This window comes from Holdemania massiliensis AP2, assembly GCF_000327285.1.
GTDB classification, from domain to species: domain Bacteria; phylum Bacillota_I; class Bacilli_A; order Erysipelotrichales; family Erysipelotrichaceae; genus Holdemania; species Holdemania massiliensis.
Genome location: NZ_HE998567.1, coordinates 575,856 through 596,667 on the forward strand (window position 1 = coordinate 575,856; position 20,812 = coordinate 596,667).

Here is a 20,812-nt window from a genome sequence, read left to right on the forward strand (position 1 = left end):
CCTTATCTTCACTTAATACTGCCGGAATTCCATTGCGTCCAGAATCGCGATCAGCTGCTGCGTGTTCATGTCCATCTGACGAATCGCATCACGCGTCTGCCGATAGACTTCAGTCATCGCATCCTGCGCCTGGCCTAATCCCAATATTGTGACATAAGTCGATTTTTTATTGTCCAAGTCGCTGGCTGATTTGCCCAGCTCCTTGCTGCTTTTGGTAACATCCAGAATATCGTCCTGAATCTGAAAGGCCAGGCCCATTAAAGCGCCGATACGCCGCCATTGCGAAATCGCAGCGTCCTGTCCGGCTAAAATAGCTCCCATGACCAAAGGCGCCGTAAACAGACAGCCGGTTTTATAAAGATGAACTTCCTTCAGCTGTTCCAGCGTCACCGCCGCACTGTTTTCTGCTTCCAAATCTTTAATCTGGCCGAGGATCATCCCTTCGGCACCGCCGGCAGAAGCTAATTCCTTTACGATTTTCAAGGTTTTCATAGGATCCGCGCTGCTTTCTGCGGCGAGTGCAAAAGCCTGCGTCAGTAAACCATCGCCCGCCAGGATAGCCGTGGCTTCATTAAACTGCTTATGGCAGGTCTTGCGGCCGCGGCGGTAATCATCGTTGTCCATTGCCGGCAGATCGTCATGGATCAGAGAATAGGTATGCATCATTTCCAAAGCTCCGGCAGCCATGAAACCATCCTTTGCAACTAAGCCATAACCTTCCATAACCGCAAACAACAGCTGTGGGCGCAGCCGCTTCCCCTTTCCCATCAGCGAATACTCCATCGCTTCGCTGACTTCAGAGTGTTTCAGCAGCCGGCACTGACGCTGCAGGAATTCTTCAAATTCATTCATCATTCGTTTTCACCCTGACCTTCCTTTGTCTGGTGGCGAAGCATCAGCTCCTGGACTTTATTTTCATAGCCCTGAAGCTGTGTATCTAGATCCTGAACTAAATTCAAGCCTTCCTCAAACAGTCCGATCGCTTCTTCCAAAGCAATTTCATTTTTCTCGAGCAGCGATACGATTTGATCAAGCCGATCCATGGATTGTTCAAATGTGGGTTTCTCGCTCATGCCTGTTCCTCCTTTTCCTTAACGACAGCCGTGATCTGGCCGTCATGCAGACGAATCTGCATTTCTTCCTGAATTTTTACTTCCTGTACGGAACGAACCAAATGTCCGTTCTGCGCGATCAGGCCGTAGCCTCGCCCCAAAATTTTCAATGGAGAATAGGCATCCATCAGCCGGATCTTTTCTTTCAGCTGCTGCTGGCGAAGCATCAGCTGTTGTTTCTGATGGTGATTGAGATTCAGCCGCAGCTGTCCTAAACGCTGCTGCTGCAGATAGACATGCTTGGATGTCTGGTTCAGCAGAATCGCGCTGACCTGATCTAAGCGCGCCCGTTGGGTGCGCACGCGCTGACTGGTGTTCTGCAGTCTTGAAGTATTGTAATCCAAACGCATTTGAACCGGCTGAAGCAAAGTCATCGGATCTTGGAAAATCCGGCTTTCAGTCTGCTGCTCATAACGCTGCCGCTGCATCCGTAGTTTTTGATGAATCAAATAAATCAGCTGCTGACGTTGCCGCAGACAATATCCCTGGACTTCCGCCAGCTGCGGCGTTGCCATTTCGGCAGCCCCGGTTGGCGTAGGCGCCCGCCGATCGGCAACCAGATCGGCAATCGTAACGTCGACTTCATGCCCTACACCGCAGATCACCGGCGTCTTTAGATTCGCCAGTGTTCGGGCTACGCACTCCTCATTGAATGACCATAGATCTTCGATGGATCCGCCCCCACGGGCTAATATCATAACATCAAAGTTCAGTGCATCCGCCTGTCTCAGCGCCGCGCAGATCTGAGCCGCTGCCCCTTCACCCTGAACCAGTACCGGAATTTCGCTCACCTGAGCAACCGGCCAGCGCCGTGCCAGCGTCGTGATCACGTCCTGCCGGGCGGCCGTGTTTTTACCGGTAATGACAACGATTCGCATCGGATAGACGGGAATCGGCTTTTTTCTGGCGGGATCAAACAATCCTTCGTTATGCAGCCGGCGTTTGAGTTCTTCAAATTTTAAATACAGATCGCCTAAGCCGGTCGGCTTCATTGCCGTAACATAAAGCTGAAGCTGTCCGCTGGATTCAAAGATCGAGGTGTTGGCCTGGACTAGGACAGAGTCGCCCTCTTTCGGCTTGAATTGGCAGCGAACGGCGTTGGAAGCAAACATTACGCAGCTGATTCGGGACTTCTCATCTTTTAATGTAAAGTACCAATGTCCGCTGCGATGAGCCGTAAAATTGGATATTTCACCGGCAACGATCACCCTTTGGATCAAAGGATCCTGATCCAGTTTTCCTTTCAGGTAGCGGACAAGGGCGCTGACGCTCAGCTGCCGGTTTCTCATATTCTGTCCAATACGCCGTTAATCAGTCGATACGCTTCATCATCGCAGTAATCTTTTGCTAACCGCACGGCTTCATCAATAATAATCGCTGCCGAAGCTGTCTGATGATCCAATTCACTGCACGCTAAAAGCAGGATTGCCTGTTCGAGCACACCTAAGCGCTCAAAATTCCAGTCCTTTAAAGTCTCGTTAATGTATTGAATATATCGTTTTTCATTGTCCAAAGTATCCAGAATCAAAATATGGCCGAAATCGTCCAGCTCTTCTGGTTTCATTTCCATCACTTCTTCAATGATTTCATCTATCGGTTTGTTCAACAGACGATGCTGATACAAACAGATCATCGCTTTTTCTCTACAACTATGTCGGTTCATGTTAACCCTCCGCTCATTGTATTATTTTAGCATGAAAAACGGTTTGGCGAAACTCTTTCTCATGCCTTTTTACGGACTTTTGATTTGCCTTTTTTTTAACATTCGTATAGAATGGAAAACAGAACAGAAAGAAGGATCGATATGCGTTCTGCCTCATTCCCCGCTCGGTTATGGGGACATTTCAAGACGATTACGCTGCATAAGCTGCGGGTCACGCGGCTGTGTTTTAAAATGGGATTAATCAAACAGGGGCTGCTCCATGATCTGTCCAAATACAGTCCGATCGAATTCTGGTCAGGCGTCCGTTATTTTCAAGGATACCGCTCACCCATTGACGCTGAAAAAGAAGCCAAGGGTTATTCTGAGGGCTGGCTGCATCACAAAGGACATAACAAGCATCATTGGGAGTATTGGATTGACCGAAACAAGCAATGCGCCGGGCTATTCTGCGTCGAAATGCCGAAGCGCTATGTCGCGGAGATGGTCTGCGATCGGATCGCGGCCTGTCAGACATATCAGAAAGAAAAATATACGGATGCTTCCGCAATCGAGTATTTCCAGCGTGGCAGTGATCGCCAGTTCATGCATCCAGAGACTGCCGCTTTGCTCCAAACATATTTAGAATGGGTAAGGGATGATGGGATTGATGCGGCTTTTAAAAAGATAAAACAAGACTGGCGTAGAACGAAATCTAACTAAATAAAAGTTCTTACAAAGCTTGAGAGATTCCGATAAATCTTCGTGCCGTCAAATTGAGCAGTTCACCGCGGCTGCTTTTTTATTTACGCTCTCTAACACCCGATTTCTTTTTTCTTCCATCTTTCAGCTGTCAATCCTTACATAAAGCTGGCTGTCAAAAATTCCATTTTGAAGAGAAAAAAGATAATTCTAGCGCTGAAAAGAAAACTTGTCGGTTCTCAATCTACGCTTTAAAATGACAAGTGGAAAAGCTCTGTTCTGCTGAAAGCATGAAATCCACTCCCTTTTCAATGGATTTTGGCCGAACAGCTAGGATGAGGTCCTGTATGCGACATGTCGATTTAACCCAATTACCTCGGGACAAGCGTAATTATATTGCCTGGAATCAGGCCGCAGGTTTTCAGATTCCGTTTATCTATGATCATCTTCGCGGTGAAATGACGATTCTCCAAGCGAACAAAGGAAAACATGGGGAAGCTATCCTGGAGATTGAATTTGAGAATCGAATTATTCACTCGGTACCTGCCAGTTCTGTCAAAAATTGCATCCTGGGCCGGATTCTTCAAACCCGTTCTTTTGATTTCGTCACCGTTATCGGGCAGCAGTTTCAAGATGAGCGGCGCCATTATCAGATTGTTGGTCAGCGGCGCGGCGTTCTGAAATCCAACCCGCAGGCGACGCAGCGGGAAGTAGAAATTCTTTGTTTTTTGTGCGGGGCAAAAACATGGATGGCGGAAGAGCGGGTATTGCCGCCAAAGAACTGTGCATGCCGCCGATGCCGATATTCCCCATTGTCCGGAAGGCCTTCCATTGTCGAAACCGATCCCTGGATGATCCCGTTCTTTCCTGGTGGGATTGCGCAGGCCAGACAGTACACGCACGGTCAGAATCAGAAGCTTCGTTTTCGCTGTCCCTATTGCGGGAAAATAAGGGAAAAAGCGATCGCGATCTCAACTTTAAGCCGCACGCATTCGATCGGCTGTGCCTGTTGTTGGTCGGTTGGCCGTTCCTTTCCTCATCGGCTGATTAAATGTGTTTTGGACAGTCTTAAAGTCCCATATATTCAGGAAGCTTCAAGAAAAGATCTGCCTTGGGCTCAGACGTATTCCTATGACTTTTATTTACCTGAGCTGAATGCGATCATTGAAGCCCATGGGAAGCAGCATTACGAAGAAGGAACAGGTTATTTTAAGAATGCGCTGAAAAAAAACAGAACGGCCGACCTCCATAAGAAGCAGCTGGCTTGTGATCATGGAATTCCGCCTTTCCGATACATTGAGATCAACTGCCGAAAGAGTGAAACAGAATTCATAAAGAATAATCTTCTCCGCTCTCCCCTGCCTGCACTTCTGAACAGCGATCTGACGGAGCTTGATTGGCTGCAGATAACAAGAACTGCCTGGAAATCAGAGAAATTAAGTATCCTTGCCTACAGTCTCGATAATCCAGACAAATCAGTGCGAAATATCGCAAAGCATTTCGGGGTTGGCCGGGATCTGGTCAAAGAGGTTCAAGTCAGCGCCGGCATTTACGATGCCGCCAAAGAGCGAAAGCTGGGTGTAAAGCGTCAGCAGGCATTCTACGCTGATCGAACAAAACTGCGGGATGAAAAAATATGTCAGCTTAAACGCAGTCATCCCCAATTCTCTACGCAGGATATCGCTGAAAGGGTGGGGATGGAGCGGCATGCGGTATATCGGATTTTACAGCAAAAGGGTCTCTATGACGATCAAACTGAGAAAGCAAATAAGCATTTAAAAATTTCTGCTTCCCGGAAAAGAATAAAAGACTCTGAGATTCGGCAGATCTGCCAGCTCAAGCTCGATAATCCTGAGATTTCAGCACGTGAAGCAGGACGAATGACCGGTCATGGTCATAGTACGATTATGCGGATTTGGTCTGATAACCAACTCATTAAGTGCCGATAACGATCCAATGATAGCGAAGTTGAATCAGACTCAGAAAACATCGCTCAGTGAGCAAAGTTCAGCACAAAACAGCGATTCTCTGCAATCTCATCATGATATTGAAAAAACGTCTCTGTGCTTTCGTCATCAGATAATCTGAAACAGAAGCAAGAAACGTTTGAATGTCGGTTTGATTTCAAAAGACAGATCCTGAATCACTCAAGATCAGTTGTATGCCTGCAGGATGCGATCGAGTTCTTTCTGGGTAACCGGGATCGCGGAACCATGCCGGACATCTTCATTCGGCAAGGTGTATTCCCCTTCCGCAAGCCACTGAAAGTCTGCGGTTTCGCCAAGCTGAGAGAAGCGGGCAATATAGAAGCATTGATTCGGGTAATTGTCAACGTAGAGATAGTACACTCCCGGCTCATGCAGGGACGGCAGCGTAAACGGACCTTCAATATATTTGCGATTGTAGATAAACAGGTCGTCATAGCGGCGTGTAAAGCCCTGACTTAAATCCTGAGTGCTCGTATAGAAAATTGTCTGTGCGGCTTCGCGTTCATCTTTATAAAGCATCCAATATTGGCCATGCATGCGCAGAATCGTGCCGTCAATCACTTTGTAGCCCGGATTAAACAGCGCCATCGGATAAGTAAATGTCGCGAAATCCTGAGTCGTTACCGCAAACATCGAACCGCTCTTGGGATCCTGCGCATCGGAATAATAGATCACATAATCCCCTGTTTCAGGATCATACGTCATTTCTGGAGCCCAGGCCCGGCTTCCGGTACTGTATAAGCCTTTGTCAAACCAGGCCACGCGATGCAGTCCATGATCGCTGAAATTCACCAAATCTTCGCTTTTCCAGACATAAATGGATGGATTGTCATAGCCTTCTGTCGCTAGAATAACAAACTTTCCTTCTTTGTCACGGCCGATAAACGGATCCCGCACACGTCCGGTTCCCAAATTGCTGGTTAAAATGGATTTTCCCTGATTGAGGTCAGTCCAATGCAGACCGTCCTGACTGTAGGCAAACTTTCCGGTTTCCTTGCCGAGATCGCCATTAAAGTAGGACAGGATGTAGCCGGCATAAGCATCGAGGACAACCGCGTCCATCGTCAAAGTATCCTTGAGTTCTCCCTGCATCAGCGTCGCTTCCAGCTGTACAGGGACGCGTTCCTCTTCCGGATGGGTCTTGATCAGAACGTTCTTTTCTAAACGCAGATTACCGCTGATGACCTTCCATTCAATCTGGCTGCCATTTTCTGCGATCGTGGGCAGTGAGCTTCCAGCGTTCAATAGTGTTCCTAATGTAATCGGCAGCGCTTTGACATCACGCAGCAGCTTGGTCGCCGGTGTTTCAGCGCGGATTGTGATCAGATAATCGCGTTGGAATGAACGATTCTTGACTTTCGTTGTCAAGGTCAGCGTCACTTCCTGATCCCCTTGTTCAACCGTGGGTTTTGTGATCACTCCGGCATTGTTCTCCACCTTTAAAAACGTGGGATTGCTGCTCGTCCATTGCGCTTCATACTGACTGTCCACTTCCGGATACAGCGTTAAATTTTCCTGCAGATCTTCCGCATTGGGGATGGTGATTTCACTGAGCAGAACTTCGGGGTAAAAGCGGTCGAATTCATCTTCAACCTCCGCTGCACTCAACGCTTTTTTACGGATTTGGAAGTCCTGAAACTGTCCTTCCATACAATCGCCGTAAGCAATCGCATCCTTGCCGACAACCAGCCACGATTTTTCGATTTGATTGATTGAGGCTCCGATCTGACCGTTCATCGCTGGCTGTCCGTTAAGATAAACGGATACCTGAGTTGCTTGGAAGACTAGCACGACTTGGTTGTAGCGATGGGTGTTCAGGGTAAATTCACTGTTGGAAATCAGCCATTGTTCCTGTCCTTCCGCCTTCATCTGCAAAGCCATCCCCTGCAGTGTACCCTCTTCCCGCGCGGTCAGATTGGTCAGCTTCATGATCTCCGCCTGATCATTGACGACGGAAATCAAAGGCAAATCCGGGACATTGGTTGCTGGTTTGATCCAGAAACTGATTGTTGCCGTATCACTGCCATTTAAGATCGTGCTTTCCATCGTATGTTCCGCATCATTCGTCAAAAGATAAGCATCCATCTTAATTCCTTCCCGCCATGTCCATTCCGGGGCTTTGGTGGAATTGTAATATTCGACTTCGGCCGTATCCACGGCCTGACTGGTGTCGGTAATGTGGGTGGTTTTTGTATTTTTTTGACAGCCGCCGAGCAGGCAAAGGCTCAGCAGTGAAAGAATCATCTTATTGAGTACTGACAGAGAAATCATTCCTTTCTTCTATTCTTTCTTCTTAGTATACAAGAAAATAAGCATGAACACCATGCTTACTTAAGGGTTTCGGCAACCAGTTTCTTCATTAACTGACGCTGTTTGGCAATGAGTTGAGTTTCATCAAGACCGCATAACTGTCTGTTTTTGACTTTCCAGTTCCCCGCAACCATGACGTGTTCAATCCATTCTGATCGTCCGTCAAAGATCAAGTTCTGCAGGACATCGCTGAAATCGGACGTACTGATTAAAGGCTGAAAGTCAGGTTCATGAAGCCGCAGGAAGATCAGATCGGCCTGCATCCCGGGTTTCAAAATTCCCGTCTGCGGCCAGCCACTGCAGCGAGCACCCCATTCGGTTGCCATTTTCCAAACAGTTTGTGCAGGATTTGGGACATGTTGATCACGCAGAAGTAAATATTCCAATTTCATGACATCCATCATCTGCAGTCTTCCCCAATCGGTGCCAAGTCCGATTTCAATATCGTTATCGAGCATGATTTTTAACGGACTGACGCCATTCTGCGATTTTAGATTGGAGATGGGACAGTTGATCATTCGAACGTGGTTCTGTGCCGCCAGCTGAATCGCTTCTTCCGAGGCTTTGCAATTATGAATTAAAACGCTATGTTCGTCCAATAATCCCGCCTGGACATAAGCTTCGATGGTGTGCGCATAGTCCTTCGATTGAATTGTTTTTACGGCCAGTTCGGTTTCCATACAATGCGCCTTAAATAAAGCTGCAGGATAATTTCGTTTCCATGCTTGCGCCTGGGCGCAGGCTTCCACGGACCATCCGCTTTCTTCCGGCAAAGGCAAAGCGGTTCTCAATAAGGGCTGATCGTCTAACTGAGAAGGATTGTCAGCTTCCAAAGTTAAACGTATCCCGCTCAACTCCCCTGCCTTTTTCTTCGCTTTATAATCCTGTTGGAATAAGCGGCAGTCAAAAACGGTGGTTATCCCCTGTTTCAGCATGGAACTGTATTCATACAAAGACAGCGGGACGCGTTCTTCCTCAGTACATTGACCCAATGCTCTGATAAAACGTTGCTGAATCTGGCCCTGGGGTGAATCATTAAGCCATTGAGCCACTGGCATATCCATAAACAAACCGTGGGTGACTGTACTTGTACCATGAAAATGGGCGTTCACCATTCCAGGAAGCACCAGTAAATCATGGCAATCCAGTTCATCACCGCCATCATCAAAATCGACAATTTGATCGGAATGCAAAAAGAGATCTTGCTGAATCAGATGCGATTGTGAGTCAAGCTGCCAGACATTTTTTAATTTCATTGTCATCTTCCTCATCTATTTCCTTAACCAAAGTATACCATATTCTCCTGATTCTTGGCTTTGGATTAAAGTAAAAGATGAGTCAGCTTCAACTCATCTTGATCTATCTGATTCTCTATATAACAGTCTCGTTATTTCACTTTCATATGTGAAACTTAGCTACTTCTTATTACTCTATTTAACTCAACTTCATATTCTTTTATTACACTTACGATTTTATCAAAGGATATTTTTTCACCAAATAACATATTCTTCATGCTATCGTAATCTTTAGAAAAGATTTCTAATCCATCAGCAGCAGGAATCAGCTTTAGATTTCCAGACATAATATCATCATACTTTGCCCAATTACTTGCATAAAATTTCTTTTTAAAATCAATCACCGATTTTAACAGATTTAAGTTCTCAAAACTTTTTTCTTTAATATCGGTCAATAACATTTTATATACATCATAGAAATGTCTAGAATATCTTGTCGGATAATTCCCATTGACTCTGTTCGTTTCTCGATGAAGTATTGTGATTTTTTCGTAAAATGTTCTTAAAGAGTCAACGGCTACGACTTCAATGTTTTCGTTAAATACATTAGAATACACTTCTTCAATATATGTTTGTATTCTCCTTTTGCTTGCAGGAATAGGCTCAGCTAAACTCCCAATTTCTAGCCTAATTACTTGTAATACAGAGCTATTCTGATGGTTTTTAGGATAATCAAAGCAAATTGTCTGTTCATCAGTTTCATCAATATAAAAACGATAATTTCTGTCTTTTAAAATTTCTTTAAAATCTTTTTGAAGTGTCGGCAAAAATACGCCACGAAGAAAAACTTTCGTGTCATCATTTAACTTGTCATTGAATTTTAATTGCTTGGTATTACTTCTATCTTCATAAGGCTCTAGACTACCATAGCCCATAACCTTCCAATCCAAAGCCAAATCTATATCTTCTGAAAACCTTTCTATCAACTTATATACTTTCGATAGACTTGTACCGCCTTTGAAAATAATAGAGTCTTTATATTTAAAATCTTTAAACAAATACTTTAAAATAATACAAACCCATAAATGTGTTTTGAATAACTAATTCCAACTCTTCACTTGAAATTTGTAATAGTTTGCTCGTCATTTTTCTTTTGTATCCTTTCTAAAACCTCTTGAATCCAAAAAGGTAATTTTAAAGTATCCTTTAACAAATCTTCACTAATATTTTTAGAAAAAATTGTAAATTTTTGAATATCATTATTGCTAATGTTATTTTTTCCAATCGCTTTAATGGCTTGTATCAGAATAGATAATTCTTTTGAATAAGAGGTGATATTTCTATTTGTTGTGTGTTTAAAAATAATCTTCTTATTCCTATAAAGATATTCTCTGTACGGTCCATCAGAAATATAAACATATTCGTTAGGCACTTGTGTAGAAAGGCCTGTGTAATTCAAGGCTGTATCCCCGGTTGGCGATATTGTCCACGAAAATTTATCTGCAATCTTATCGGCAACAGCGTTTGTATCTGGATAAGAATATTCATTTAAAATCTCACTAAACTTAGGCTTTGTATATAATCCATCAATAAGTCTAGTAATCTTACCTTCTTCATTTAAACGATATAAAATGGATTTGATTGTATTTTTTGTTCCCAATCTGTAAAAATCATGAATCGAATAAATTTTACCTTTATTTTCAGTCATAATGTTTTCTATTTGAGTGGAAATCGAATTCATTTGCATCGCCTCCTTGCACCTATAATTATATACTTTTGGGTGCATACAGTCAATTTAAAAGAAATGATTTTCTCTTTCAATCACGCTTGTCGAAGGAGCTGTTCCATCATTTTGGCTGCACCGTCTTCACGATGCGATAAAGCGTGATGACGAACCATGGCTATGACTTCATCCGTCGCATTAGCAACCGCTACATTGTGATAAACAGCCTGAAGCATAGGCATATTTAAATATCTCTTTAGTATGAATACTATTAATAGCTTTTTCAAATTGATCACATAATTGAACTTCGTCTATGAACAAGTAATTATTTATTATTTCATCGTAATGTTCCAAATTGAAATCATGCAATATCATCACTATTGACCAAAATCAAAAAAATTCATTTTTGGTCAATAGAATCGTTCTTAGAGGCAAAATTTTCTTATTTATTTAAACCGTATAGATAATATCTGCATCAAGGTGAAGCACAAACTAAAAATAGAGAATATAAAAAGCACCTCACAAGCAATAGTAAGCCAGCAAAGAGGTGCTTTGTCCAACCTATCTTGATCAGACAAACGTTTTTTGCTTCAATTAAGCTTGTCCAAGGAGCTGTTCCATCATCTTGGCTGCACCGTCTTCACGATGCGATAAAGCGTGATGACGAGCCATGGCTAAGACTTCATCCGTCGCATTGGCAACCGCTACACTGTGATAAACAGCCTGAAGCATAGGCAGATCATTGGCGTTATCCCCACAGGCTACGGCTTCTTCCGGCGTGCAGTTCAATTGCTGCATCACCCACCGCACAGCATCGCCCTTGTTTGCTAACGGATGCAGAATCTCCAAATTTGAAGGATGTGAAGATGTTAATGAAATTCCCTTCTCCTGCGATAATAGATCGATCAGAGCCTGCTTCTTCTCTGGAAAATCCCGGCTTGTAATGAAATGAATTTTGGCAATCTGAGCATCTGGCAAAGTATCCAGGAAATCCTTACCCGATTCCCAAATTCGATTCTTTAAAATGTTCTCTAAATAAGATCCGGCAATTTTCAGCGCCTTTCGATCATCCAAAATCGCCAGATGACTATGCAGATGTCCTTCAATCAAACAACTCCAGTGTGGATTCATTGGTTCTGCCAAGGTCAACAACGCTTTAGCTTTGGAAGCGGGAAGCGTATTGGAAACTAACGTTTCTCCAGTCTGATTATCAACGATCAGTCCGCCATTAGCCGTTACGATCCAATGAATTTTCTTTTGTTGGCGCAGCCATTGAGGAATCTCACTTAACGGCCGGGAGCTGCATGGAACAAACTCCACACCGCTCTCTAAAATCCGGCTCAGGATTTCTTTTGTTGACTCAGAAAGCTCAAAATGTTCGTTTAACAAAGTGAAGTCTAAATCTGTTACAATTAAGCGAATTGAATTCATAAGTTCTCCTTTATATTTTTTCATAAACTGCGCAGTTTTTAAACTAAAATTAATGATATAAGAAAATGCAGACAATAAGCTAAATTATCTGCATCAATAAGATGAAAAGTTAAAAACCCTATTCCCACTCTATTGTCGCGCAAGGTTTCGGTGACAAATCATAACAAACCCGATTCACGTTGGCAACTTCATTCAGGATACGATCCGTAATCCTGCTCAGCACCGCCCAATCGATTTGTTCAATCGAAGCCGTCATCGCATCAATCGTATTGACAGCCCGAATAATCACCGGATATTCAAAACAGCGCGCGTTGTTCTTAACACCAACAGACTTGAAATCAGGGACAATCGTGAAATATTGCCAGACTTTCTTATCTAAAGCCGCTTTGGCAAACTCTTCACGCAAAATCGCATCAGATTCCCGCACCGCTTCCAGCCGTTCTCTTGTAATCGCGCCTAAGCAGCGAACACCCAATCCCGGTCCTGGGAACGGCTGACGGAAGACCATCTCATACGGCAAGCCTAATTCCAGGCCGCATGCCCGGACTTCATCTTTAAACAGATAAGTCAAAGGCTCAACCAGCTCAAAGTTCATGTCTTCCGGCAAACCTCCGACGTTATGATGCGATTTGACAACCTTTGCCGTTTTGGTTCCTGATTCCACGATATCCGGATAGATCGTTCCCTGCGCCAGGAAATCAATGCCTTCCAGCTTCCGTGCTTCTTCTTCAAATACACGGATAAATTCCGCACCGATAATCTTCCGCTTCTGTTCCGGATCGGCAACGCCTTCCAGCTTCGTTAAGAACCGCTCGCTGGCATCCACATAAATCAGGTTGGCCTCCATCTGATGACGGAACACATCAATAACGCTCTCCGATTCCCCTTTGCGCATCAAGCCATGATTGACATGCACGCAGACCAGCTGCTTGCCAATCGCCTTGATCAACAAGGCTGCTACAACCGAAGAATCGACCCCGCCTGACAAGGCTAACAAAACTTTGCGGTCGCCTACCTGGCGGCGGATCAATTCAATCTGATCGGCGATGAAGTTTTTCATATTCCAATTCGCTTCAGCGTGGCATTTTTCAAACAAGAATGTCTTTACAATTTCCTTCATTTCCGCTTCATCCGCTGGCCATTGCGCGAGGCTGTCCGCACACTTCGTTTTCGCATAATCGACGGCCAAGACAGGAACTTGCGCCGCATAGACATGATCGCCGACTTCAATCGCCTTTCCGTCTACGATGTTCAGCGGACCGCCGTTTAAAATGATGCCTTTGACGTTATCCAGCTTCGCTAATTCTTCCTTGGTGATGTCGTGCGGCTTGATCTCACTGTATACACCTAAATCACGGATCATCCGCGCCAGCACGGTATTTTCATCGCTGCCTAAATCTAAGATTAAAATCATATCCTGTTTCATTGCTCTTCCTCCTTCAAATTGTCATGCTCGCTGCTTTCTTTCAGAAAAAGACCGGAGTTCGCTTATCCGATCTTTTTACAGGGTCAAGGGAAAAATTTATTTCATTGAGCTTTTGTCTTTAACGATGACGTCATGCGCTCCACCTTCAACAATCGAGGTTGCGGAAACTAACGTCAGCCGGGCATTCTGCTGCAGCTCAGGGATGGAAAGCGCACCGCAGTTGCACATCGTCGATTTCACCTTATACAATGTCAAGGTGACGTTTTCCTTCAGCGTCCCCGCATAAGGAACATAGGAATCAACGCCTTCTTCAAAGCTGAGCTTCTGCGCGCCGCCCAGATCATAACGCTGCCAGTTGCGGGCACGGTTGCTGCCTTCGCCCCAATACTCTTTGACATACGTGCCGTTGACCATCAATTTGGTTGTCGGCGATTCTTCAAACCGGCTGAAGTAGCGGCCAAGCATGACAAAGTCTGCGCCCATCGCCAACGCTAGGGTAATATGATAATCGTAAACGATACCGCCGTCAGAACAGATTGGAATGTAGATGCCTGTTTCTTCAAAGTATTCATCACGAGCTTTGGCAACCTCGATTACCGCTGTCGCCTGTCCGCGGCCAATGCCTTTGGTTTCACGCGTAATGCAGATGGAACCGCCGCCAATTCCCACTTTAATGAAATCCGCCCCGCTTTCCGCCAGGAAGCGGAATCCTTCACGGTCCACAACATTGCCGGCTCCCACTTTTACGCTGTCACCATATTTCGCACGAATCCATGAAATTGTACGCTTCTGCCATTCGCTGAAGCCTTCCGAGGAATCAATGCACAGTACATCTACGCCCGCTTCAACCAAAGCTGGAACGCGTTCCGCATAATCGCGGGTGTTGATGCCGGCGCCGACGATGTAACGCTTGTGACAATCCAGCAGTTCATCCGGATTTTCCTTATGCGTAGCATAATCCTTACGGAAAACCAGATATAAAAGATGCTGGTTCTCATCAATAATCGGCAGCTGGTTCAGTTTGTGTTCCCAAATCAAATCATTGCAGTCCGACAAGGTATCGCTCTCATGCCCCACGATCAGCTTGTCGTAAGGCGTCATGAATTCCGCAACCTTGGTTTCCGGAGCCATGCGGGATACACGGTAGTCACGGCTGGTCACCATTCCAACCAACCGGCCATTTGCGGTTCCGTCCTCGGTTACCGGCATCGTGGAATGTCCTGTTTCCTCGACCAGTTCGAGTACCTGAGCCAATGTCATATCCGGTGTAATGTTGGAATCGCTGACAACGAAGCCGGCTTTGTGATTCTTGACGCGGGCCACCATCGCCGCCTGACTTTCAATCGACTGTGAACCAAAGATGAACGAAACGCCGCCTTCCTTAGCCAAAGCAACGGCCATCCGGTCATCGGAAACTGCCTGCATGATCGCGCTGACCATCGGAATGTTCATTTCAATCGCAGGTTTTTCGCCTTTTTTGTATTTCACTAATGGTGTCTTTAAACTGACTGACGTTGGAACGCACTCGCTGGAAGAATAGCCTGGAACTAACAGATATTCGCTGAACGTATGAGACGGTTGATCATAGTAATATGCCATAATTTCGCTCCTTTTCCCTTTTGTATTATCCATGATTATAATGAAATTATGCCCCAAAGTAAAGGATTAAATGAACCGTTTTGAAAATTTTTACAATTCTTACGAGAAAAGGCGGTTTTCCGGTAAAGGAAAGTCCGCCTTCACTTAACGTAAACGAGAGTATAAGGTATGGATTGCGTGCTGATCCACATCCATCAGTGCTTCATGCAGCGCTTCGCTCCAGGTCGGATGCGCTACAATGACCCGCTGGCAGTCATCCACCGTTAAATGCAGACTGACAGCCTGAGCGATCGTGCCAATCCAATCGCTGGCATGCGCCCCGACGATGATTCCGCCTAATATCTGTCTTGTCGCGGCATCCGCAATCAGTTTGACAAAACCGCGCGGGGCTTGTTCGATCATTGATTTGGCATTGCCCAGCGTACTGGTCTTGCCAATAAGGATTTCTCTTCCCTGCGCCTGTGCTTCTTCCTCGGACAATCCGACCCAGGCTGCTTCCGGATGGGTATACAGACAGGAAGGAATGCACGTCAGATCAAACTGCGGCTTCCGCCCCAGCATCGCATCCACAGCATTGATAGCCTGAGCACTGGCCAGATGTGCCAGCTGAATCTGACTGGCCACATCGCCGGCGGCATAAATCGTTGGAATTGAGGTCTTTCCGCAGGCATCGGTTACCAAGCGGCCGCGCTCCTGTAACAGTTCTAGATCACAGTCACACAGCACCGGTTTACGTCCGGTTGCGGCGATGATCCATTCACCCTGAGCTGTCTGCGGTTTCTCTTTTTCGAGATAGTCCACCTCCGACGCCCGAATCTGCGTGATGGAAACATCGCAATGAATCTGGGCCCCTCGCCGTTTCAGGATCATCTGCAGGTTCTGCGCGATTTCCCGATCCGCCTGAATCAACGGCCGTGGTGCCGCTTCTAAAAGCGTTACAGCCACGCCAAGATCCAATAACAGATCCGCAAACTCCAGACCAATCACCCCGGCGCCAATGATGACAGCCTGTTTAGGTAAAGGTCTGTCCCAGGCCAGCACCTGATCCGAGGTCATCGCGTGTTCGATTCCTGGAATCGGCGGAACAGAGGCTTTCGAGCCGGTTGCGATTAAAATGTGCTCGGCCTCGATTGTTTCGTCGTTGACACATACGGTCTGCGCGTCAATGATTCTAGCTTCGCCTGTGATATATTGAATTTGATTGCCTTTGATCAACTGAGCAATCCCCTTCTGCAGTTTGGCAACGGTTTCTTCCTTTTGCCTGCGCAGTTGGTCGCTGTCAAAGTCAAAAGCCGCGTACTGCGCCGCTGTATGCAGCTGATGGGCTTGGTATAACAAACTTTTAGTTGGAATGCAGCCGCGGTTCAGACACGTGCCGCCAACCTGATCTTTTTCAATTAAAACAACCTGCATCCCGCATTGCGCCGCGTGAATGGCCGCTTCATAGCCGGCTGGACCGGCGCCGAGAATTACAAGTTCAGTTTTGATTACCATGTAGACTCCTGCCCTTCTATTTCTTGACTGATCCATGCGATGCACTCTGGGATCAGCGGATGTTCTGCGGCGGCCCTTAAGGCGCACGAATGCAGCGCCTCTGGAATCAGCGGACAATCCTGAAGCAGCTCTTGCAAGGTGCTGATCGCCGCTTCATCCATCGCATCGCTGTACAGCCGGCAGGCTGTAATCCGCTGCGGCTGCAGCTGCAGCTGAACCTGAATCTCGCCCCATCCAAAGCGTTTCTCAAGGCACAGATCAGCCTGGAATTTATCTGGAAGCAGCCATGCTTCACTTTGATATTCGTTAGCCAGCTGCCGGATTTCCGTTAGTTGCTGCGCTGTCCATGACCAAGGCGTCCCCGGCTGACCATAAACCTGCTGCATCGCTTCCCGCAGCGCTGTTTTAAGCTTGTCAATCGTGATGTCCGGAGCACATTCTTTCAAATTGATGATTCGCCGGCGCACTGAATCAACGCCATTGCCTTTTAGTTTTGCCTGGGAAACCCGCAGATATCGGCCTACCTTTTCACCATCGGTATCCACCAGCAGCGTTCCATGGTGGAAGCTGCCGTAAGGACCATGATAAAAGGCATTGCCGGAGAACTTGCGCCCTTCCACCGTCAGATCATTGCGGCCGGAGAACTGCGCGTTAATCCCGAATTGCCGCACCGCCTGCAGAAGCACAGAGCATTGTTTATGCAGATCAAATTGATCGGAGGGCATCAGGATTGTGAAATTCAGATTTCCCAGATCATGGTACACCGCTCCGCCCCCGGAACAGCGCCGGGCCAGCAATCCACCATCCTGCCGCAGCGCCGCTAGCCGGCACTCCTTTAACGGATTCTGATTTTTGCCGATCACGACGGTATGTTCGTTCTGCCACAAGTACAGGATAAGCTGTCCTTCAAGATGATCGCAAAGCCATTTTTCCATCGCTAAATTAAAGTAAGGGTCAAAAGTCTGACCCTCTGCAAAATACAACATCGTTTATCCGTTTTCCTTCTGCCAGCGCAGGATTGGATGCCGAGCTGCCTGAACTTCATCAATGCGGCCAATCGGCGTCATCTGCGGACAAGCATGCAAAGCCTGGGGATCCTGAGATGCAAGATCGAGCAGTTCGTTTAAGACGCGCACCGCTTCATCCAGCACCGCCTTCGGTTCGGTTTCCGTCGGCTCGACCATCAAGGCTTCCTCGACGATCAATGGGAAATACATCGTCGGCGGATGAATGCCGCGGTCGATCATACCTTTGGAGATATCCATGGCATTGATCCCCAGCTGCTGATGCTGGCGCTTCAACGTCATGACAAATTCATGCATGCATGGCTGATCCACCGCCATATCGTAGCGCCGGCTCAGTTCATGTTCAAGATAGCGGGCGTTGAGCACAGCCACCTGACTGGTTTTGCGCAGGCCTTCTTTGCCTAAGATCATGACATACGTCAAAGCGCGGACCATCACGCCGAAATTGCCATAAAACATCTTCATTCGGCCAAGACTCTCCGGACAATTCTCATGAATCTGACCGTTTTCAATCCGCGGTGCAGGCAAATAGTCAATCAGATGCTTTTTGACGCCGATCGGCCCGCTTCCCGGTCCGCCGCCGCCATGCGGCGTAGAGAATGTTTTATGCAGGTTCAGATGAACGACATCAAAGCCCATGTCGCCAGGACGAGCAATTCCCATGATCGCATTCAGATTGGCGCCGTCATAATAAACTAAGCCGCCAGCATCATGAATGATTTGGGTAATTTCCAGAATATCTTTTTCAAACAGACCCAGGGTATTCGGATTGGTCAGCATCAGCGCCGCCGTCGTTTCATCGGCCATCGCCCGCAAGGCTTCCACATCGACATTGCCCTGTGCGTTGCTTGGAATCTGCTTCACCGTGAAGCCGGCCATAACCGCGCTGGCCGGATTGGTTCCATGAGCCGAATCCGGAACGAACACAACTGTCCGCTGATCTTCATGATGACGTTTTAAATAGTTGCGGATTGTCATTAATCCGCTGAATTCACCATGCGCCCCCGCCGCCGGCTGGAAACAGAAAGCATCCATACCGGTGATTTGGTTCAGATAGTGTTCCAACGTTTCCATTACTTCCAGACAGCCCTGTACATCTTCTTGAGGCGCCAGCGGATGGATTGCCGTAAAGCCTTCCAGATTCGCCGCCTCCTCGTTGACCTTTGGATTGTACTTCATCGTACAGGAGCCTAACGGGTAAAAGAGATGATCTACACCTTTCACGCGCAGGGAACATTCGGTATAGTGGCGCACAACTTCCAACTCGCTGACCGAAGGCAGCTGCGGCTTCTCTGTGCGAAGCGGAGTATTTAACGTGTAGGCAGGGACCTGCAGCTGCGGCAGCGCAACGCCGCGATGACCTTGACCCCCGCGTTCAAAAATCAGCTGACTCATGCGGCCACCTCCCCGATCAGTTCAACCAGATGATCCATATTCTCCTTGTTGTTCACTTCGGTCGCGCACCACAGAATTTCATGATCATTCAAAGGCAGACCGCCCAAGATATCATGATCTTCCAGATGCTTTAACAAAACGCGGCTTGGCACGTCGCTGACCGTAACAAATTCATGAAAGAACTCGCCGGTATATTTTAATTTCAGCGCGGTTTTCTGACACAGCTGTTCAGCCAAATAGTGAGCGTTGCTGATGCAGTGCGTTGCGACCTGTTCAATGCCTTCGGTTCCCATCGCGCTGCAGTAAATCGCCGCTCTTAAAGCGCACAGCGCCTGATTGGAACAGATGGAGCTGCTGGCTTTTTCCCGCCGGATATGCTGCTCGCGGGCCTGCAGCGTCAGAACATAGGCACGCCGGCCTTGATGATCGGTACTCTGACCGACAATTCGGCCCGGCAGCTTGCGCATCAGCGATGAAACGCTGGCCATAAAGCCCAGGTATGGGCCGCCGAAATTCAGCGGCATGCCCAACGGCTGACCTTCACCGACCGCAATCACGGCGCCGACTTCCTTGGCCGACGGCAACAGCGCCGCGGCAATTGGATTGATGTGCAGAATGCCTTTGACTTTCTTTTCAGCTGCCGCCGCAAACAGTGTCTGGGCATCTTCGATTAAGCCGAAATAGTTTGGCTGCTGCAAAAGCAGACAGGCCGTATCCTCACTCAAGGCTTCCCGCAGCACAGCCTCTTCCAAAACACCGTTTGGACAGTCCAGCACGGCGATTTCCATGCCGTACGCTTCGCCATAGGTGCGGATGACCTGCAGAATCTGCGGGTGGACGGAAGAAGGAACCAGCACGCGGCGGTGCTTCGGATCCCGGCACATTAACAGCGCCTCAGCCGCGGCTGTCGCTCCGTCATACACACTGGCATTGCTGACATCCATGCCGGTCAGCTCACAGATCATCGTCTGATATTCAAAAATGGACTGAAGCAGACCCTGGCTCATTTCCGCCTGATATGGCGTATAGGCCGTTAAAAATTCACTGCGCCCCGCTAAGGCATGGACAAGACTGGGGATGTAATGCCGATAGGCTCCGGCGCCGCGGTACAGATCTTCATAGATCCGATTATGGGAGGCCATCTTTTTGATCTTGGCCAGTGCCTCAAATTCGCTCATGCCGGACGGCAGATCCCAGCCATCTTCCTGTAACAGAACCGCCGGCGTCAGATGATCGGTTAATTCATCTAAATCTTTCAGCCCCAGAGAATCCAGCATCGCCTGCAGTTCTTCGGGACTGGATGCAATGTAATCGCTCATGGGCTACTCCAGCGTCGTCAGGTATTCGCTGTAAGCTTCCGGACTTAGCAGGTCTTCCAGACCCGCGACGTTTTCCAGCACGCAGATCCAATTGCCGTAGCAGTCTTCATTCAGCTTTTCCGGTGCATCGATCAGTTCCTCATTGATTTCCTTGATCGTTCCGGCGACCGGCGAATAAATTTCACTGACAGCCTTGACGGATTCAACATCGGCTAACGCCCCTTCTGCTTCGACTTCCTCGCCGGCGGGATGCATGTCGACAAACACGATATCGCCCAAGCTGTCCTGGGCATAGTCGGAAATACCGATGCGGGCGGTGCCGTCAGGCAGCGTTTCAACCCATTCATGAGACTTGCTGTAAAGTAAACCTTCTTTTACGACTGACATGTTGTATGTCCTCCTTCATTTTTTATT

Annotated in this window: 19 protein-coding genes; 2 read left to right on the top strand and 17 right to left on the bottom strand. The window is 47.2% G+C overall.

Going from position 1 to position 20,812, the window contains the following annotated elements; genetic code table 11:
• Positions 1-12 precede the first annotated feature (12 nt).
• From BN162_RS02740 to nusB, 4 genes are read right to left on the bottom strand one after another with little or no spacing between them, the layout of a single operon-like run.
• On the bottom strand, positions 13-855 hold the full coding sequence (locus tag BN162_RS02740) for a polyprenyl synthetase family protein (protein WP_020223531.1): 843 nt from the start codon (positions 853-855) through the stop codon (positions 13-15).
• On the bottom strand, positions 852-1,073 hold the full coding sequence (gene xseB / locus BN162_RS02745; RefSeq protein ID WP_020223532.1) for an exodeoxyribonuclease VII small subunit: 222 nt from the start codon (positions 1,071-1,073) through the stop codon (positions 852-854). The genes BN162_RS02740 and xseB overlap by 4 nt, the downstream gene beginning before the upstream one ends.
• Positions 1,070-2,401, bottom strand: a complete 1,332-nt coding sequence (gene xseA / locus BN162_RS02750; protein ID WP_020223533.1) for an exodeoxyribonuclease VII large subunit — start codon at positions 2,399-2,401, stop codon at positions 1,070-1,072. The genes xseB and xseA overlap by 4 nt, the downstream gene beginning before the upstream one ends.
• Positions 2,398-2,775 carry a transcription antitermination factor NusB gene (nusB, locus tag BN162_RS02755; protein ID WP_040451131.1) on the bottom strand — a complete coding sequence of 126 codons (378 nt, stop codon included), beginning with the start codon at positions 2,773-2,775 and terminating at the stop codon, positions 2,398-2,400. The genes xseA and nusB overlap by 4 nt, the downstream gene beginning before the upstream one ends.
• Before the next feature lie 141 nt (positions 2,776-2,916).
• On the opposite strand from nusB, the gene BN162_RS02760 reads away from it, so the two are divergent.
• Both BN162_RS02760 and BN162_RS02765 read left to right on the top strand, forming a co-directional pair.
• A complete protein-coding gene (locus BN162_RS02760; protein ID WP_020223535.1) occupies positions 2,917-3,474 on the top strand; it encodes a DUF5662 family protein in 558 nt (185 codons plus the stop codon).
• Positions 3,475-3,800: 326 nt separating this feature from the next.
• The gene (locus tag BN162_RS02765; protein ID WP_020223536.1) at positions 3,801-5,402 is read left to right on the top strand and encodes a hypothetical protein; all 1,602 of its coding nucleotides are present in this window, start codon (positions 3,801-3,803) and stop codon (positions 5,400-5,402) included.
• Between the two features lie 204 nt (positions 5,403-5,606).
• Here the strand turns inward: BN162_RS02765 and BN162_RS02770 are convergent, their stop codons facing one another.
• From BN162_RS02770 to gcvH, 13 genes are all read right to left on the bottom strand, one after another.
• Positions 5,607-7,712 (bottom strand): LamG-like jellyroll fold domain-containing protein, encoded by a 2,106-nt coding sequence (locus BN162_RS02770; protein ID WP_020223537.1) that lies wholly within the window; start codon positions 7,710-7,712, stop codon positions 5,607-5,609.
• 56 nt (positions 7,713-7,768) lie between these two features.
• Complete coding sequence (locus BN162_RS02775) at positions 7,769-9,007, bottom strand: amidohydrolase family protein (protein ID WP_020223538.1); 1,239 nt, start codon at positions 9,005-9,007, stop codon at positions 7,769-7,771.
• Between the two features lie 155 nt (positions 9,008-9,162).
• Entirely contained in the window at positions 9,163-10,044 is an 882-nt protein-coding gene (locus BN162_RS02780; protein WP_208854735.1) for a nucleotidyl transferase AbiEii/AbiGii toxin family protein, read from the bottom strand.
• 56 nt (positions 10,045-10,100) lie between these two features.
• Positions 10,101-10,727 carry a DUF6088 family protein gene (locus BN162_RS02785; protein ID WP_020223540.1) on the bottom strand — a complete coding sequence of 209 codons (627 nt, stop codon included), beginning with the start codon at positions 10,725-10,727 and terminating at the stop codon, positions 10,101-10,103.
• 80 nt (positions 10,728-10,807) lie between these two features.
• Positions 10,808-10,951: an HAD hydrolase family protein gene (locus tag BN162_RS18540; RefSeq protein ID WP_020223541.1), complete on the bottom strand. Its 144-nt coding sequence runs from the start codon at positions 10,949-10,951 to the stop codon at positions 10,808-10,810.
• Between the two features lie 352 nt (positions 10,952-11,303).
• Positions 11,304-12,140 (bottom strand): Cof-type HAD-IIB family hydrolase, encoded by an 837-nt coding sequence (locus tag BN162_RS02790; protein ID WP_020223542.1) that lies wholly within the window; start codon positions 12,138-12,140, stop codon positions 11,304-11,306.
• Positions 12,141-12,258: 118 nt separating this feature from the next.
• Entirely contained in the window at positions 12,259-13,566 is a 1,308-nt protein-coding gene (guaA, locus tag BN162_RS02795) for a glutamine-hydrolyzing GMP synthase (RefSeq protein ID WP_020223543.1), read from the bottom strand.
• Between the two features lie 96 nt (positions 13,567-13,662).
• Positions 13,663-15,165 carry an IMP dehydrogenase gene (locus tag BN162_RS02800; protein WP_020223544.1) on the bottom strand — a complete coding sequence of 501 codons (1,503 nt, stop codon included), beginning with the start codon at positions 15,163-15,165 and terminating at the stop codon, positions 13,663-13,665.
• A 144-nt stretch (positions 15,166-15,309) separates the two neighbouring features.
• Positions 15,310-16,659, bottom strand: coding sequence for a dihydrolipoyl dehydrogenase (lpdA, locus tag BN162_RS02805; RefSeq protein ID WP_020223545.1), 1,350 nt, complete (start codon positions 16,657-16,659; stop codon positions 15,310-15,312).
• Positions 16,653-17,645 (bottom strand): lipoate--protein ligase, encoded by a 993-nt coding sequence (gene lplA / locus BN162_RS02810; protein ID WP_020223546.1) that lies wholly within the window; start codon positions 17,643-17,645, stop codon positions 16,653-16,655. The genes lpdA and lplA overlap by 7 nt, the downstream gene beginning before the upstream one ends.
• Positions 17,646-17,648: 3 nt before the next feature.
• On the bottom strand, positions 17,649-19,079 hold the full coding sequence (gene gcvPB, locus BN162_RS02815) for an aminomethyl-transferring glycine dehydrogenase subunit GcvPB (RefSeq protein WP_020223547.1): 1,431 nt from the start codon (positions 19,077-19,079) through the stop codon (positions 17,649-17,651).
• Entirely contained in the window at positions 19,076-20,398 is a 1,323-nt protein-coding gene (gcvPA, locus tag BN162_RS02820) for an aminomethyl-transferring glycine dehydrogenase subunit GcvPA (protein WP_020223548.1), read from the bottom strand. The genes gcvPB and gcvPA overlap by 4 nt, the downstream gene beginning before the upstream one ends.
• 3 nt (positions 20,399-20,401) lie before the next feature.
• Positions 20,402-20,785 carry a glycine cleavage system protein GcvH gene (gene gcvH / locus BN162_RS02825; RefSeq protein WP_020223549.1) on the bottom strand — a complete coding sequence of 128 codons (384 nt, stop codon included), beginning with the start codon at positions 20,783-20,785 and terminating at the stop codon, positions 20,402-20,404.
• Positions 20,786-20,812: the final 27 nt, after the last annotated feature.

What these genes read in the sequence shown, in the direction of transcription:
- BN162_RS02740 (WP_020223531.1), bottom strand. Translation starts at nt 855, where the DNA reads ATGATGAATGAATTTGAAGAATTCCTGCAGCGTCAGTGCCGGCTGCTG.
- xseB (WP_020223532.1), bottom strand. Translation starts at nt 1,073, where the DNA reads ATGAGCGAGAAACCCACATTTGAACAATCCATGGATCGGCTTGATCAA.
- xseA (WP_020223533.1), bottom strand. Translation starts at nt 2,401, where the DNA reads ATGAGAAACCGGCAGCTGAGCGTCAGCGCCCTTGTCCGCTACCTGAAA.
- nusB (WP_040451131.1), bottom strand. Translation starts at nt 2,775, where the DNA reads ATGAACCGACATAGTTGTAGAGAAAAAGCGATGATCTGTTTGTATCAG.
- BN162_RS02760 (WP_020223535.1), top strand. Translation starts at nt 2,917, where the DNA reads ATGCGTTCTGCCTCATTCCCCGCTCGGTTATGGGGACATTTCAAGACG.
- BN162_RS02765 (WP_020223536.1), top strand. Translation starts at nt 3,801, where the DNA reads ATGCGACATGTCGATTTAACCCAATTACCTCGGGACAAGCGTAATTAT.
- BN162_RS02770 (WP_020223537.1), bottom strand. Translation starts at nt 7,712, where the DNA reads ATGATTTCTCTGTCAGTACTCAATAAGATGATTCTTTCACTGCTGAGC.
- BN162_RS02775 (WP_020223538.1), bottom strand. Translation starts at nt 9,007, where the DNA reads ATGAAATTAAAAAATGTCTGGCAGCTTGACTCACAATCGCATCTGATT.
- BN162_RS02785 (WP_020223540.1), bottom strand. Translation starts at nt 10,727, where the DNA reads ATGAATTCGATTTCCACTCAAATAGAAAACATTATGACTGAAAATAAA.
- BN162_RS18540 (WP_020223541.1), bottom strand. Translation starts at nt 10,951, where the DNA reads ATGCCTATGCTTCAGGCTGTTTATCACAATGTAGCGGTTGCTAATGCG.
- BN162_RS02790 (WP_020223542.1), bottom strand. Translation starts at nt 12,140, where the DNA reads ATGAATTCAATTCGCTTAATTGTAACAGATTTAGACTTCACTTTGTTA.
- guaA (WP_020223543.1), bottom strand. Translation starts at nt 13,566, where the DNA reads ATGAAACAGGATATGATTTTAATCTTAGATTTAGGCAGCGATGAAAAT.
- BN162_RS02800 (WP_020223544.1), bottom strand. Translation starts at nt 15,165, where the DNA reads ATGGCATATTACTATGATCAACCGTCTCATACGTTCAGCGAATATCTG.
- lpdA (WP_020223545.1), bottom strand. Translation starts at nt 16,659, where the DNA reads ATGGTAATCAAAACTGAACTTGTAATTCTCGGCGCCGGTCCAGCCGGC.
- lplA (WP_020223546.1), bottom strand. Translation starts at nt 17,645, where the DNA reads ATGTTGTATTTTGCAGAGGGTCAGACTTTTGACCCTTACTTTAATTTA.
- gcvPB (WP_020223547.1), bottom strand. Translation starts at nt 19,079, where the DNA reads ATGAGTCAGCTGATTTTTGAACGCGGGGGTCAAGGTCATCGCGGCGTT.
- gcvPA (WP_020223548.1), bottom strand. Translation starts at nt 20,398, where the DNA reads ATGAGCGATTACATTGCATCCAGTCCCGAAGAACTGCAGGCGATGCTG.
- gcvH (WP_020223549.1), bottom strand. Translation starts at nt 20,785, where the DNA reads ATGTCAGTCGTAAAAGAAGGTTTACTTTACAGCAAGTCTCATGAATGG.